Origin of the sequence: Pedobacter psychroterrae (assembly GCF_004331695.1) — a bacterium.
GTDB classification, from domain to species: Bacteria; Bacteroidota; Bacteroidia; order Sphingobacteriales; family Sphingobacteriaceae; genus Pedobacter; species Pedobacter psychroterrae.
In genome coordinates, this window is sequence record NZ_SJSL01000003.1 from 238,523 (window position 1) to 254,174 (window position 15,652).

11 protein-coding genes and 1 tRNA gene are annotated in these 15,652 nt (G+C 40.4%); all 12 read left to right on the forward strand.

Translation table 11 applies throughout. The annotated features are described in order from the left end of the window. The first annotated feature begins 23 nt into the window (after positions 1-23). The 12 genes from EZ437_RS14765 (at position 24) to EZ437_RS14820 (ending at position 15,651) form a co-directional block, all read left to right on the forward strand. Positions 24-1,304, forward strand: coding sequence for a DUF2851 family protein (locus EZ437_RS14765; RefSeq protein WP_131596830.1), 1,281 nt, complete (start codon positions 24-26; stop codon positions 1,302-1,304). 1 nt (position 1,305) lies between these two features. Further along, complete coding sequence (locus tag EZ437_RS14770) at positions 1,306-1,527, forward strand: PspC domain-containing protein (protein WP_131596831.1); 222 nt, start codon at positions 1,306-1,308, stop codon at positions 1,525-1,527. 210 nt (positions 1,528-1,737) lie between these two features. Next, a complete protein-coding gene (locus EZ437_RS14775) occupies positions 1,738-4,272 on the forward strand; it encodes an FtsK/SpoIIIE family DNA translocase (RefSeq protein ID WP_131596832.1) in 2,535 nt (844 codons plus the stop codon). A gap of 6 nt (positions 4,273-4,278) precedes the next feature. Next, complete coding sequence (locus EZ437_RS14780; RefSeq protein WP_131596833.1) at positions 4,279-4,929, forward strand: LolA family protein; 651 nt, start codon at positions 4,279-4,281, stop codon at positions 4,927-4,929. A gap of 39 nt (positions 4,930-4,968) precedes the next feature. After that, on the forward strand, positions 4,969-5,733 hold the full coding sequence (locus tag EZ437_RS14785) for an MBL fold metallo-hydrolase (RefSeq protein ID WP_131596834.1): 765 nt from the start codon (positions 4,969-4,971) through the stop codon (positions 5,731-5,733). 25 nt (positions 5,734-5,758) lie between these two features. Continuing rightward, a tRNA-Leu gene (locus tag EZ437_RS14790) sits at positions 5,759-5,842 on the forward strand. 431 nt (positions 5,843-6,273) lie between these two features. Continuing rightward, positions 6,274-7,281, forward strand: coding sequence for a chemotaxis protein CheB (locus EZ437_RS14795; RefSeq protein WP_131596835.1), 1,008 nt, complete (start codon positions 6,274-6,276; stop codon positions 7,279-7,281). A 214-nt stretch (positions 7,282-7,495) separates the two neighbouring features. Next, positions 7,496-10,651, forward strand: a complete 3,156-nt coding sequence (locus tag EZ437_RS14800; protein WP_131596836.1) for a chemotaxis protein CheB — start codon at positions 7,496-7,498, stop codon at positions 10,649-10,651. Positions 10,652-10,797: 146 nt separating this feature from the next. Beyond that, complete coding sequence (locus EZ437_RS14805; RefSeq protein WP_131596837.1) at positions 10,798-12,546, forward strand: PAS domain-containing protein; 1,749 nt, start codon at positions 10,798-10,800, stop codon at positions 12,544-12,546. 178 nt (positions 12,547-12,724) lie between these two features. Further along, positions 12,725-13,777 (forward strand): sensor histidine kinase, encoded by a 1,053-nt coding sequence (locus EZ437_RS14810; RefSeq protein WP_131596838.1) that lies wholly within the window; start codon positions 12,725-12,727, stop codon positions 13,775-13,777. 24 nt (positions 13,778-13,801) lie between these two features. Next, positions 13,802-14,950, forward strand: coding sequence for a TlpA disulfide reductase family protein (locus tag EZ437_RS14815; protein ID WP_131596839.1), 1,149 nt, complete (start codon positions 13,802-13,804; stop codon positions 14,948-14,950). Then, positions 14,947-15,651: a LytR/AlgR family response regulator transcription factor gene (locus EZ437_RS14820; protein WP_131596840.1), complete on the forward strand. Its 705-nt coding sequence runs from the start codon at positions 14,947-14,949 to the stop codon at positions 15,649-15,651. Before EZ437_RS14815 ends, EZ437_RS14820 begins: the two co-directional genes overlap by 4 nt. Position 15,652 lies beyond the last annotated feature (1 nt).

The following is a 15,652-nucleotide window of genomic DNA, read 5'->3' on the forward strand; positions in this document are numbered from 1 at the left end:
GTCTATTTAGATTAAGTTAGCCGGTGGATTTTCAGGAAAACTTTTTATATTTTATTTGGCAGTTCAGGTTGTTCAATACCAGGGAGCTTTTTTGTACTGAGGGGAAAAGTATGGCGATTTTAAATCCTGGACTGCTTAATAAGCATGCAGGACCCGATTTTAGTCAGGCGAGGCTGATTCTGGACGGGACTACGTGGGTAGGTAATATAGAGATCCATATTAAATCATCAGACTGGATGCTGCACGGGCATCAGCATGACGGGGCTTTTGAATCAGTCATTTTGCATGCGGTCTATCATCATGACAAGCCTGTATACAGAAAAGATGGTAGTGCTATACCGGTATTGGTGCTGAAGGGCTTGTTTGATGAGCAGCTGCTTGCTACTTATAGCACCATGATTACTTCCTCCAACAGGTTCCCCTGCCAGCCTCAGATAGGTAGCGTACCGGATATTATAATATCTGGGTTTTTGTCGAGGGTACTTGCAGAAAGGTTTGAGCAGAAATCGGCAGAAGTGTTGGAACAGCTGGAAGTACTAAAGGGAGACTGGGATGAAACCTTTTATCATTTTATGGCCCGTAATTTTGGGTTTAAAGTAAATGCAGATGGGTTTGAATTATTGGCGGGTTCAGTTTCCCGTCAGGTATTTGCGAAACACAAGGATGATCCAAAACAAATAGCTGCGCTGGTATTTGGGCAGTCGGGATTTTTAGCTCAGGATTTTGCTGAAGATTATCCGGCGAAGTTAAAAAAGGAGTATGACTTTTTGCGGAAGAAATACCAGCTAGATCCAATAGATGTATCTGTCTGGAAATTTTTAAGGATGAGGCCGCAGAATTTCCCTACGATAAGGCTGGCGCAATTCTCCGCACTGATTTTCAGTTCCACTCATCTTTTTTCAAAGATTCTGGAAATAAAAAATTTAAAGGTACTATATGAATTGTTTGAGGACCTGCCGGTCGACAACTACTGGCGAACACACTACCACTTTAATAAAACCACTAAAAAAGTAAACCTGCAGTTGGGCCGGACATCTGTCCAGAACATCCTCATAAATACCGTATGTCTGTTCCTTTTTTCATATGGCAGATATACAGATCGGCAAGAAATCATAGACCGGGCTCTGGATTTTTTGGAAGAAATGCCAGCAGAAAATAATTCGATCATAGGCTATTATATTGACTCAGGCATTAGACCTGACAATTCTTTTATGTCCCAGGCGTTACTTCAATTAAATAAATGCTATTGCTCTCAAAAAAAATGTTTAAATTGTGGTATAGGAATTCACATATTAAAAAAATAAGATGTTTCAGCGGATCGTTACCTTTTTCGAAAAACAAAGTTTTGGTGTATGCACCTATTTAGCAGAACGCTTAAATATGTCGATCAGTAAGATCCGGCTCTTTTTTATCTATTCTTCATTTTTAGCAGTTGGCTTTCCTATTGTATTTTATATCCTTGCCGCACTCGTTCTGGATGTGAGGCAATATGTGAAAAGAATAAGGCTGCGGATATGGGATGTGTAGTGTTTTATAAAAAAATCCCGCTTAATGATTCACCAAGCGGGACTTACCTAAAACAAAACTATATCTAAAATTCAAAACTTGCATGTTGTTATGTAGTTCTGACCTGCGCAGAGAAAAAAGGTTTAAAATTCCGGAATATTTTTTTTGTTGTGTAACCAAATGATATGCACTTTTATCTAAGTTTGTTGATCATTAATATTAGTAATTAAAATGTCTGTAAGGGGAAATCAATTTAAGTCCAATTCTTTTAAAAGTGAGCCGGGAGAAAAGCAGCATTCCAGGACTTCAGGAGCGGGGAAGATAAAAGAAAGGGTAGAGATCATGCCCAGGTTTGATTTTCAGGACGGGAGATTTATCAAGATCGTTGGCTTAGTATTTATCATTGTATCATTGTATTTTCTTGTTGCCTTTACCTCTTATCTTTTTACCTGGCAGGAAGATCATAGCTATGTTATTGATGCAAATGGGGGTTGGAGCAATCTGTTTAAGACCTATGAAGAACTGCAACAGGTGAATTTACCTCCTGTGGTACAAAACTGGCTGGGTAAAATAGGTGCTTTACTGGCCCATCAGTTTATCTACGAATGGTTTGGCGTAGCTTCTTTTCTTTTCGTTTTTGTTTTTTTTGTGATTGGCTACCGTTTGCTTTTCAAGGTAAAAATCTTTCCACTTGAAAAAACATTTGCTTATAGTCTTTTCTTTTTGCTGTTCACATCACTTACGCTTGGATTTGCCCATTCTTTTTTTACCAAAGCTCCGCATTTCCTGGAAGGTGAGTTTGGCTACTGGTCTAATAAGCTTTTGGCTGCACAAATAGGCGTAACAGGCGTAGGTGGAATTATTCTTTTTCTTGCACTTGCGGTGTTAATTATTGCTTACAATATTGATTTTAAATTTCCGGAGCGTAAAAAGGAAGAAGCCATTGTGCCGGATGTACCTGATCATATAGAACTGGAAAATGAAGTGCGTTCTGAAGCGGTAGAATTTACCCTGAATGACCGCTATAAACCTACTGCCAGACAGGAGCAGAATGTGGTGATCACGCCATCCAGGTTTGAAGAAAAGCCGATGGATGAAGAAATTATTCCCACATTTACTCCAGCAGTAAATGTAATGAACAAACCTTTAGAGGTAGTAGCAGCGGTAGAGGTCTCGGTAAAGGCTGATCCGGAACTGACCATTGAGAAGACAGAAGAAGATAAAAAATCTGAAGAGCTGGTTGAGCAGTTTGGGCAGTATGACCCAACTTTAGACCTGGCAAGTTATAAGTACCCGCATTTAGACCTGCTGGAAAATTACGGATCGAATAAGATCTCTGTGAATGCAGATGAATTGGAAGCGAACAAGAATAAAATTGTAGAGACCTTAAATCACTACAATATCGAGATCGATAAGATAAAGGCGACCATAGGTCCGACTGTGACACTTTATGAGATCATTCCGGCACCGGGGGTGAGGATCTCCAAGATCAAAAATCTTGAAGACGACATCGCGCTTAGTTTGGCTGCCCTGGGAATCCGTATCATCGCCCCGATGCCGGGAAAAGGAACGATTGGAATTGAGGTGCCAAATATGCATCCGGAGATGGTTTCTATGAGAAGTATCCTGGCTACAGAGAAATTTCAGCAAACCACGATGGATCTACCAATAGCATTGGGTAAAACAATTTCCAATGAAGTTTATATTGCTGATCTGGCTAAGATGCCCCACTTATTGGTAGCTGGTGCTACGGGACAAGGTAAGTCAGTCGGTATCAATTCCATTTTAGTATCCCTGCTCTATAAGAAACACCCGTCACAACTAAAATTCGTGCTGGTAGATCCGAAAAAAGTGGAGCTTACCTTGTTTAATAAAATAGAACGCCATTTCCTGGCCAAGCTACCGGGGGAAGCAGATGCAATCATTACCGATACCAAAAAAGTGATCAATACGCTAAATTCACTTTGCATAGAGATGGATCAGCGTTATGATTTGTTAAAGGATGCGCAGGTAAGGAATTTGAAAGAATACAACGAGAAGTTCATCAAGCGGAAGTTAAATCCAAACAACCTGCATAGGTTTCTGCCTTATATTGTGCTTATTGTGGATGAGTTTGCTGATCTGATGATGACTGCAGGAAAAGAAGTTGAAACACCAATAGCCAGGCTGGCACAACTGGCACGGGCGGTGGGAATCCATCTGGTGCTGGCTACACAGCGCCCATCAGTAAATATCATTACCGGTACTATCAAAGCAAATTTTCCGGCACGACTGGCTTTTAGGGTATTGTCTAAAATAGACTCCAGAACGATCCTGGACAGCGGAGGAGCAGATCAACTGATTGGTAGGGGAGATATGTTATTGTCTACCGGAAATGATTTGATCAGGTTGCAATGTGCTTTTGTCGACACACCTGAAGTAGACCGCATCTCTGATTTTATCGGAGTACAGCGTGGCTATCCTGAAGCCTATCAATTGCCTGAATACATAGATGAAGCCGCTGAAAATGCTAAGCTAGACTTTGATCCGAATGATAGAGATAATATGTTTGAAGATGCAGCCAGACTGATTGTCATGCATCAGCAAGGTTCCACTTCACTGATACAGCGAAAACTAAAGCTAGGGTATAACAGGGCCGGCCGGATCATTGATCAGCTGGAAGCCGCAGGGGTAGTAGGCCCGTTTGAAGGAAGTAAGGCCAGAGAAGTTTTAATACCCGATGAGTACGCTTTGGAACAGTTCTTGAATAACCTTAACAACAAATAAGAAAAGATGAAAAAGATAATGGTGTTGTTGTTAGTAGCAATTGGATTTACAGTATCCCTGCAGGCGCAGACAGATGCAAAGGCTAAATCGATCTTGACACAGGTCAGTAAAAAATACAGGGCTTATGATATTGTTAAGACCGAATTTGTATTCAGCCTCGACAATCAGCAGGCAAAGATCAAAGAAACACAGCAAGGCACACTGTATGTAAAGGCCAATGCCAATAAGTATAAAGTGGTGATGAAGGATCAGGAACTAATCAGTGATGGGAAAAGCCAGTGGACCTATCTTAAGGAAGACAGGGAAGTACAGGTTACTGATGTCGATAATAGCAGTGATGCCATAAATCCGGCAAAGATATTTACGCTTTATGAACAAGGTTTTAAGTACCTGTATACAGGTGAAAGTAAAATTGGGGGTAAGGTTTATCAAATGATAGATCTGTCTCCGGTAGACACCAAAAGGTCTTATTTTAAGATCAGGCTTAGTATAGATAAGAATGCAAAGCAGATTGCCAGTGCAGTGATCTTTGAAAAGAGCGGAAATAAGTATACTTATGAAATAAAGTCTTTTGTTCCGAATGTGAAAATTGCTGAAAGTGCTTTTTCATTTGATACTAAAAAATATCCCGGTGTAGAGGTTGTAGATTTGAGGTAGTTTATCTAAGTTTGGGCAGATGACGATAACAATTCTATTTTGAAAATCACTTTTTTAGGCACAGGTACTTCACAGGGAATTCCGGTTATTACCTGCAATTGCATTGTTTGTCAGTCAGCTGATCATAAGAACAAGCGTTTGCGGGTATCTGTATTGCTTGAAACAGATGATAAGACAATTGTGATCGATAGCGGCCCTGATTTCCGATATCAGATGTTAAGAGCTGGTGTAAAAGATCTGGATGCCATTGTCTTCACCCATGAGCATAAGGACCATGTAGCGGGTCTGGACGACATCAGGCCTTTCAATTATCTGCTAAAAAAGAACATTGATATTTATGCAACTGAAAGGGTTCAGGATGCTTTAAGAAAAGAGTTTTCTTATATCTTTTCTGAGGTGTGGTATGCCGGACTTCCGCAGATTAACATCCATACAATATCAAATGAAGAATTTTCCATTGGGGGTACTAGGTTTACGCCGCTGGATATTATGCATTATAAGCTACCTATTTTGGGTTTTCGGATTGGTAATTTTGTATATATAACTGATGCAAAAACTGTGTCGGACGAAACAGTCGCAAAGATAAAGGGTGCTAAGGTGTTGGTGGTAAATGCTTTGCAGAAAGAACAACATATCTCGCATTTTAATTTGGCCGAAGCAATTGATTTTGCCCGCAAGATTGATGCAGAGACTACTTATTTTACGCATATTAGCCATAATCTTGGCCTGCATGAGGAGGTAGAAAAAGAATTGCCGGATAATATTAAATTAGCCTATGATGGCTTGATATTATTCTGTAAATAAAATATATATTTGCCGCACAATAATTACCTAGGTGGCGAAATTGGTAGACGCACCAGCTTGAGGGGCTGGCGCCCGCAAGGGTGTGGGAGTTCGAATCTCCTCTTAGGTACTGTTCTAAGTATGCATGCTTAGGGTATAAACCGTACTTTGACTTGTTCAAAGTACGGTTTTTTTATTTAAAATCGGCCTTCTATGCTATCTCAGCCTTGTTCAAAGTATTCCTGCTAAAGGCTTTTAAAATTACTGGAGATCAGAAGATTATGTTTGAACTCTTTTGAGCCCAATATATACTGATGGAGAACATTGCATTTGGTGCGATTTTTCATTAATTATTTGATAGTCAATGATTTTATTTTATAAAATATTCATGGAACGGCTAAAAGTCAGCCATATTTGTATGAATGAAGCAGCGCTTTTAAATACTCCATTCTGCAGGGATTACTGCCGATATCATCGGTGATGAAACAATTTACTTACTTTTCTTCTTATTAGATAACTATTCACAACTTGTGAACTATTCTTAATTAAATCCCAGCCAATATGAAAACCACTAAAAAGAAAATCGCAGTAAAGGATCTGGACAGATTGGTAGTGATCGGCACTTCGGCGGGAGGGCTTGAGGCGCTAAAGGAATTTGTTGAACATCTCCCAATTGATTTTCCTGCACCGATTTTAGTAGTAATGCACATCTCGGCAGATGCTACGGGCAACGTATTGATAGACACATTAAATTCAGTTGGCAAGCTGACATGCATTCATGCTACGGATGGGATGCAAGCCAAATCTGCGCATATCTATTTTGCATCACCTGATCATCATTTGCTGGTTGGTGCTGGCGGAAGATTGATGGTAACAAAAGGAGCTCAAGAAAACCGCTACCGACCTGGGATCGATCCGCTTTTTCGGTCGGCGGCCGTCGCCTATGGCAATAGGGCCATCGGAATTATATTAACTGGCTATTTGGATGATGGAACTGCTGGGCTAATGGCAATTGATAGGTGTGGTGGAATTTGTATTGTACAGGATCCTTCTGATGCGGAATACCCTGATATGCCAAACAATGCACTTGGTCAAGTGACGGCAGACTTTAAGATTCCTATTTCTCAGATGGGGGTAACCCTAACAAGGATTCTTTTGGATAAACTTCCAAAACAAGTTAAGATTCCAAAAGACATTGTTCGAGAGTCTGAAATTGCTGAAAGGGTACTGAGTGACCTTCCTTCAGTAAACGCATTAGGTGATCAGGTACCGTTCAACTGCCCCGGCTGCGGAGGAGTGCTCTGGCAAATTAGCGAAGGATCCTTGCTTCGGTTTCGATGCCATACCGGACATTCCTACACGGCAAAGGTGTTGATTTCCGAACAGACCAAAAAGATAGAGGAGACGATGTGGTCGGCACTTCGCATGTTTGAGGAGCGTCGGAATCTTCTGACCACATTCTCAAAAAGCCAGAGTGGCGCTTCGGCGAAATCTTCGATGGAAAGAGCAGAAGCTTCACAGATCCATATCGATAGGATCCGGAATATATTGATGTCGGATAACGAGTAAATAACAGTAGATGGGCCCAATTAGTTATTTTAATGCATCAGCTTAGCTTTTCTTGCGATCTTAAAATAATATAGACGGGTGTTTCTTGACTTACTATAATCAAGACTCCCAATGGAAGTCTTGCTAACAATAGTTTATTCCAATTATTTAACTATCTTGTGATTGTTTCCTTTCTTTCGGCAGGTTTTGCTGTGCTACCTAACAAATAACTGCCATGATAAACGATCTTCCAAAACATATAATTGCTATTGGCGCTTCTGCGGGAGGAATGGATGAGATAAATATCTTTTTCGACAACACCCCGCTTGATGGTGTAGCCTACGTGATTATGCAGCATCTTCCGCAGGATTTTAAGAGCAGGATGGTCGAGTTGCTAGCTCGACACAGCAAACTAGAGGTCAAAGAGGCTACCCAAGGTGTTCTTGTAGTTCAGAATATTGTCTACCTAATTCCCAGTAATAAGTTCATGACCATTGTTGAGGGTAGACTACATCTCAGTGATAAAGGCAAATCTAAAGGGCCACACATGACCATTGACACTTTTTTTGACTCGCTTGCCACAGACTGTGGACAAAGAGCGATAGGGGTAGTGCTTTCGGGATTAGGTGCTGACGGTAGCCAGGGGGCAGTATCCATCCATAAAAATGGTGGACTAATAATCGTCCGCACTCCTGAGACCTCTGAATTTTCAAGCATGCCTGCTCATGCCATAGCCACAGGAATGGCCGATTTTATTCTTGAGCCCCAGCTTATGCCCGCTGCAATAGCCACTTATGTTATTGAGCATGGGGAGCAACTAATTGAGGATTTCGACGAACAGGAAATGATCGAGGAAATTATCGCATTGATTGGAAAGATTTCCCCACTTGACTTTTCAGGTTATAAGCATACCACGATCTTACGTAGAATCAAAAAAAGAGCAGCACAGGAAAACTACACATCACTAAAAGAATATTTAAATTTTCTTAAAGGCTCGCCCGAAGGACTTATTACATTAGCCAGCGAGTTCTTGATTAGCGTTACAGGGTTCTTCAGAGATGCAGACGCTTTTGCGACGCTCAGTGCAAAGGTAATTCCCGAACTATTAAATAATCTTGCTGCGGGAGAGGAGCTAAAGGTTTGGGTGGCAGGTTCTGCCTCTGGAGAGGAAGCTTATTCCATCGCAATTTCAATTGCAGAACAACTAATTGGCTCTCGTGCAGAGATATTAGTGAAGATTTTTGCAACGGATTTGGATGGCGATGCAATGGCGCTTGCAACTAAAGGTATCTATACAGCAGAGGCAGTTAAGGGAATCTCTGCAGAACGATTACAACATTTTTTTGTAAAGGAAGGGGGTTTCTATAGGGTAGTCCCATTGATCCGCAAGATGGTCATCTTTGCAAAACATGATCTGGCTAAGAACCCTCCTTACTGTAATATGCATTTAATAAGTTGTAGAAACCTTCTGATCTACATGATGCCAGTACTTCAAAAAAAGATTTTTTCAATGTTGCTCTTTGGGCTTAGAATGAGAGGCTATCTTTTTTTGGGCTCTAGTGAGATTCCAACATCGATCATTGACAGTCTAGAAACGATAGATAAGCGTTGGAAAATCTACCGTAATATCAAGAGCAAACGGTCGCTCAGCTATGATGCCTTTTCTCTTCCAGAGCTTCCAGAAGTCAAATCTGTATCATTAAAAGTAAGTAATGTGTCAATTCCCCAATTCGGAGAGTTCATGTCCCATACTTTAGCACTTACGATGGGTTGCCTTGTCATTTTCATAGACGAGAGCTATCAGGTTATCAAGTCTTTCGGTGATTCTTCAAAATTCCTCTTACAAGAGAATTTTAATACCAACCTAACAGAACTGTTGCACCCCCAGCTTGCTGTTGCTTTCAATACACTAGCTAAAAAGGTTTTGCAGACCGACCAGCAGACCAGTGTTGCGGGAATTCCGATGAAAAGTTCTACAGGTACGGTCCATATTGACCTATCTATTGCTCCGGTACCGAATTCAGCGAAATCATCGGAGGTACTTATGGTGATTTTGAAGGCGTCGGACATCGGTTCTGCTGGGGAAGAAGTCCCTGTTTTTAATGGACAGACTTACCAAGACCAATATACCCAGGATCTTGAGCATGAGCTAAAGCAGTTAAAGGCAAGCCATCAGAAGCTTAATCAGCAGGTTGATGCTTCTAACGAAAACATGCAATCTTTTAATGAGGAACTGGTATCTGCTAATGAGGAAATGCAGAGTACGAATGAAGAAATGCAGTCAGTAAATGAGGAGCTGCATACCATCAATTCAGATTACCAACTGAAAAACAGGGAATTACTGGAAATCAATGATGACCTTAACAATTATTTCAGGAGCAATATCAATGGGCAGCTATTCATAAACAGCGAAATGCTGCTGATGAAATTTTCCCCGGGAGCAGTAAAGCTGATCAATCTAAGGGAAAGCGATATCGGTAGGCCGATTTATCATATATCGACCAATATCAGGTTCGAAACAATCTTGGATGATATAAATCAGGTGACCATAGATGGCAGTACGATCTCCAAGCAAATCCAGACTAACGATGGAAGATGGTACCAGATGATGATAATGCCCTATCTACAGCAATTAGGCACAAAGCGCAACGGAACTATTGTTACCTTTGGTGATATTACAGAACTCAAGGATATACAGTTTGAGCTTGACCGAAAGAACCAAAGCCTGCAAAGGATCAACGAAGACCTGGATAATTTTATCCATACCGCTTCCCACGACCTTCTCGCTCCATTAGGAAATATCGAGGCTAGTATTGATGTGATGAACAGTATCGCCCTTTCTGATCCAAAATTTCTCGACGTAATAAATCTTATCAATAGGTCAATCAAAAATTACAGGCAGTTGATTACTGATATTTCAATTATCGCTAAGATAGAGAGCGAAATAGACCAAATGGATCTGGTAAACATTGAAGAACTGGTTCGAAACGTGGAATGGAGCCTAGAGGATAAAATAAGGCTTTCAGGTGCAACCATTCAGTTAGATCTTGAAGTGAAGGAACTCAAATTTTCCAAAAAGAACCTAAGAAGTATTCTTTTCAATCTGGTTTGCAATGCGATAAAGTTCAAAGGCGCTGATCCTCCGGTGATCAAAATCAGTTCCTATCTAAGTTCTGGTAGGGCAGCTGTTAGTATTATGGATAATGGTAAAGGCATAGACGAAAAAGGACTAGGAAGGATTTTTGAAATGTATGGAAGATTACATCAGGATATTGAGGGCACGGGAATCGGACTCTATCTTGCAAAAAAGATCATCAATGCCTCTGGCGGGAAATTAGAAGTAGAAAGCAAGATTGGCCAAGGCAGCATGTTCACCATCTTTTTCGCGTGACCCAGCACAATTCTATATCAGTCGTAAATGCTTCCTAACTATTAACTAGGTTAATTTATTAGCACAATGTTCAACATTCCTTGGTAATGAGAGTGTATTCGATTACTTTTTAAAGAGCTATGCGCTAACATCCATAAACATATCAAATGAAAAATACGGATCTATATAGTCTTTTTGAACTTTCCCCAGTGCCGATGTGGACCTTTGATGTTAAGACCCTTCGGTTTTTGGACGTTAACTTAGCCGCAACTACCAATTATGGCTATTCTCGGGATGAATTTCTCTCCATGTCAATTAATCAGATACGTCCCGATGATGACATTACCTGGGTTAGGAACATTGTCAGAGAAAATTTCCGTACTGGTAGTTTCTATCAGAACACCTTCAGGCATATACGTAAATGTGGAAAAATGATATATGTAGACATTGCCAGCAACCTCATTAAGGTGGACGGAAGGGATGCAAGATTGGTGTTGGCCACCGATATCACAGAAAAACTCGAGGCACAGCAGGCGTTGTTCTTGAGCGAGCAACGTTTCAGGGCCCTGGTGCAGGATGGATCGGACATGATTACCATACTGGATACTGATTTTAGGTACAAGTATGTTAGTCCGGCCTCAGCAAGGGTATTTGGGATGCAACCTGAGCTTTTTATCGGAAAGGAAGCTTTTGAGTTTGTTCATCGCGATGATAGGGAAGTCCTTGAGCATGAAGCTGCCCGTATTTGGGACGAACGTAGCATCCAGCTTTCTCCCTACCGCTACCGCGATCATGTTGGCGGATGGCTTTGGATAGAAACCAGGGCAACGAACCTTTTTGATGATCCAGCAGTAAAAGGAATCGTATGTACCTCCAGGAATGTGACCGAAAGAATCTTGGACCAGCAGCTCGTACAGGAAAATATTGAACGGTTCAAAATAGTTTCAAAAGCGACCAGTGATATCATTTGGGACTGTGACCTTGTTTCAGAAACTATTGTATGGAACCGGGCCATCAAGGGGATACTAAAGTTCATTGACAAGGAAAGGACTACAGCCGCATGGTGGATTGATCAGATTCACCCGGAGGATAGGCAAAGGGTGATAACAAGACTGGATAGACATATTGAACAGGGCATCACCAAGTGGGAGGATGAATACAGGTTCCGTTGTGGAGATGGTAGCTATAGGCATATTTTCGATAGGGGATTTGTGCTAATGAACGACAAAGGCCATGCCTATCGAATGATAGGTTCTATGCAGGACATTACCAAGCGCAAAGAAGAGGAAAAATGGTCAAAGATGCTTGAATCAGTAGTAGTGAATACTTCTGATGGTGTGCTTGTGACTGATGGCTCGTACAGGCCGGTTATCATTTACGTAAACGATGCGCTGGTAGAAATGTCAGGGTTTTCGAAGCAGGAGCTGATCGGTCGCACACCAGATATGCTCCATGCCCATCATACTGGCCAGATAGGATTGAATAGGCTAAAGGCTGCTGTAAAAAAACAACATTCCTGCAAAGTGGAACTGGTAAACTACACCAGAATGGGAAAACGATATGATGTAAGTATTTCATTAACCCCAATTTTCTCCGAAGAAGGGAAACTGTCCAGCTGGATAAGTATCCAGAGAGATGTAAGCGAGCAACGCCGTTATATGGAGGAAATCGAAGCTCATAACAAAAACCTGAATGAAATTAGTTGGATGCAATCCCATGTGGCAAGGGCTCCACTTGCCAGGATCATGTCCCTTATTGAACTTCTTGAAACTTGTGGCAATTTAGCTGAACGAATGGAGTTAATGGGCTACCTTAAGACTTCAGCCGTTGAATTGGACGAAATCATTAACGCAATAGCCAATAGGAAGAAAATCGATGCCCAGGCGAATATTGTGGTTAATCCAGTAAAGTTGTAATTGATGGCCAAGAGTTACATCTCTTACCGATAACAAGACCTAGTCTTTAGTGCAGAACCGTGGCGTACTATGCAGCGGAATATCCACTATTATTTCACCACATAATTGATAACACTTGCCACATTAATTACACAATATTCTTTTAGTTTGCTTTCTTTGATCTATATCAAAAAGAAATATGTTGACAGCTCTTAAAAAACTACTGACAAACTGGACACTCCATTTTTTAACGTTGTGGATTGGTATTAAGGCAATTAGTGTGATTTCTTATGTGTATCATGTACATACTTGGGGAAATTATATCAAAAATGACGATGGTACACCTGTAACAGCTGTTCAATATGCTACCAATCCAGATGATAGATTATTCTTTGTTGCACTTTTAGTATTGTTGACTGAAGTAGTAAGACAATTTATATTCAAAAAATATCACTTCATCTTTTTTATAGCGGGATGTTTATTGACTGCGATGATCTCAACTGCGGGAATTGTGTATGAACGGCCGCATGTTTTCAACCAAAAAGCTAAACTAACTCTTATTGAACCCATTTTATATATCGCAGCATACGCTTTTATTTATATAATTGTGAGGGATTATTATCTTCAAAGTAAAAACAGGCAGCTTCAAAGGATTCAGCAGTCGGAGAATGAATTACATGCTTTAAAGGCGCAGCTAAACCCACATTTTCTGTTCAATGCCTTAAATTACCTTTACGGCACTGCTTTAAAAGAAAAGGCCACAGACACCGCTCAGGGTATCGACATGATGTCTGATATGATGCGGTATACCATTCATGGAATGCATGAGAATTTTGTTCCGCTCCAGGATGAACTGAAGTTTATGGAAAACTATCTACAACTTCAGCAGGTACGTTTGCCTGTAAAGGATAATATTGAAATTAGCACTCAAATTGTTTTTGACGACCATAATTATCATCATAAAATAGCACCACTATTGCTCCTCCCGTTTATTGAAAATGCTTTTAAGTACGGCATCAGTATGGATTCGCAATGTGAAGTTCAGATAAAGATTGCTGTGGCCGGGAACGAACTGCAGATGGATGTATTTAATACCATCGTTCAGAACCGTGTCGAAGTCAACGGAAACAATACGGGGATAAAAAATACAATTAAGCGTCTTGATTTCCTTTATCCGGATAACTACCGTTTAGATCATAAAAATACCGGTTTAGGTTATAATGTTTCATTTTGGCTGAAACTCAGTTCTTAAATAACTAATTCAATTTTTCAAATCATGATAAAAAAAGTAATGTTACTGCTTTGCGGTGCAGCAGTCCCCTTCATTTCTGTATCTCAGACCAAAGATTCTTTGTTTACAGTTAAAATAACCGCAACAAAAATGCCGTTAGCGGCTAAGATTTACCTGTTATACCAAGAATACGGTAAAAGAATAATTGATTCTGCAACACAGAACAATGGATTGTTCGTTTTTAAGGGTAAGATAGATAGACCCATGTTTAGCACGCTTGTTTGCGATACTACAAAAATTGGTTTATCGGGAATGATTAAAAAACAACTTGAAAAACCGGATTTATTGCGAATGTACATTTATCCAGGGCAAGTAGCGTTGAAAACCTCTAGCCGTTCAATCGCTGACGCAAAGTTTATTGGCAAGGGCATCAATTCTGATTATCTTAAGCTGGAACAAATGCTTAGCCCCGTTGATGCAGAGATCGAAAAGATCAGTAAGTTGACGGAAATAGCTCATGCGCCAAAAACCTCAGCGTTGAACAAGAAATTAGACAGTTTAAACTCAGTTAAGCAGGCTATTAGAAGGATATTTATTATCGACAATCCAGACAGCTTTATTGCATTGAATGCATTGCAGGACTATGCAGGAATCTTACCTGATGTTGCTGTTATTGAGCCAATGTTTAACAGGCTTTCTTTAAGATTGCAGAATACACGGTCTGGTAAGGAATTTCGGAAATTTCTTTCAAACCAAAAAAACCTTAATCCCGGTGCATTGGCACCTGTTTTTGTTCAAAATGATACTGCAGGCAATCCTGTTAATTTGGCCTCATTTAGAGGGAAGTATGTGTTGATTGATTTCTGGGCTTCCTGGTGTGGACCTTGTAGAGCTGCCAACCCTGAACTTGTTAAAATTTATAATGATTTTAAAGATAGAAATTTTACTATCTTGGGTATTTCTCTCGATGCTGCAGATGGAAAAGGTGCATGGTTAAAAGCTATAAAGGATGATGGGTTAAGTTGGCCCCAGGTTTCGGATTTGAAGCATTGGGAAAATGAGGTGGCAAAGCTTTATAGTATCAGAAAAATTCCAGAGAGTTTTCTGATTGATCCTAAAGGTGTGATTATAGCAAGAGATCTTGAAATGAATGAACTAATGGAGAAGCTTAAACAAGTATTACCGGTAAAATGATCAAAGTAATTGCAGTTGACGATGAGCCTGTAGCGCATGATGTGATTCGTTCCCATGCGGAAAAGATACCTTTTATTTCGCTTGATGCTACGTTTTTGAGTGCCACAGATGCTCTGTTTTATATTAAAAATGAGCGTGTAGATTTAGTGTTCCTCGACATCGCTATGCCTGATCTTTCAGGTATTGAATTTGCCGCTATGATAAGTCCTGAAATTCAGGTCATTTTTACTACTGCTTATCCGGAATATGCATTAAAAGGTTTTGAGTTGGCGGCAACAGACTATTTATTAAAGCCAATCAATTTTACCCGCTTTTTAAAGGCTTGTCAGCTTGCTGAAACCAGACTTCAACTGCCCGACGTAAAAAAAAGGGACGAAGAGCAAGCTTTATTTGTAAAAGATGGGCATGATTGGGTACAAATAAAGTTTAGTAACTTGGTTTATGCCAAAGCGGAAGACAATTATGTTGACTTGCATGAAACAGGTAAGCATACGCTCACGCGCATGACATTGACAGAATTGCAGACAAAACTCCCTTCAGATCAGTTTTTACGTGTTCATAAATCGTTTATAATTTCCAGACAGAAAATTGAACGGATTGAGAAACACCAGGTAATTGTAACGGGGAATAAGATTCCTTTATCTAAATTATATAGAGATCAGCTCCTGCAAAATCTTGGGGGAGAATCATCAGTTAGTTAAC

Bases quoted from the DNA above. Each gene is read 5' to 3' on its own strand.
- EZ437_RS14770 (WP_131596831.1), top strand. From the start codon at position 1,306: ATGTTTCAGCGGATCGTTACCTTTTTCGAAAAACAAAGTTTTGGTGTA.
- EZ437_RS14775 (WP_131596832.1), top strand. From the start codon at position 1,738: ATGTCTGTAAGGGGAAATCAATTTAAGTCCAATTCTTTTAAAAGTGAG.
- EZ437_RS14780 (WP_131596833.1), top strand. From the start codon at position 4,279: ATGAAAAAGATAATGGTGTTGTTGTTAGTAGCAATTGGATTTACAGTA.
- EZ437_RS14795 (WP_131596835.1), top strand. From the start codon at position 6,274: ATGAAAACCACTAAAAAGAAAATCGCAGTAAAGGATCTGGACAGATTG.
- EZ437_RS14800 (WP_131596836.1), top strand. From the start codon at position 7,496: ATGATAAACGATCTTCCAAAACATATAATTGCTATTGGCGCTTCTGCG.
- EZ437_RS14805 (WP_131596837.1), top strand. From the start codon at position 10,798: ATGAAAAATACGGATCTATATAGTCTTTTTGAACTTTCCCCAGTGCCG.
- EZ437_RS14810 (WP_131596838.1), top strand. From the start codon at position 12,725: ATGTTGACAGCTCTTAAAAAACTACTGACAAACTGGACACTCCATTTT.
- EZ437_RS14815 (WP_131596839.1), top strand. From the start codon at position 13,802: ATGATAAAAAAAGTAATGTTACTGCTTTGCGGTGCAGCAGTCCCCTTC.
- EZ437_RS14820 (WP_131596840.1), top strand. From the start codon at position 14,947: ATGATCAAAGTAATTGCAGTTGACGATGAGCCTGTAGCGCATGATGTG.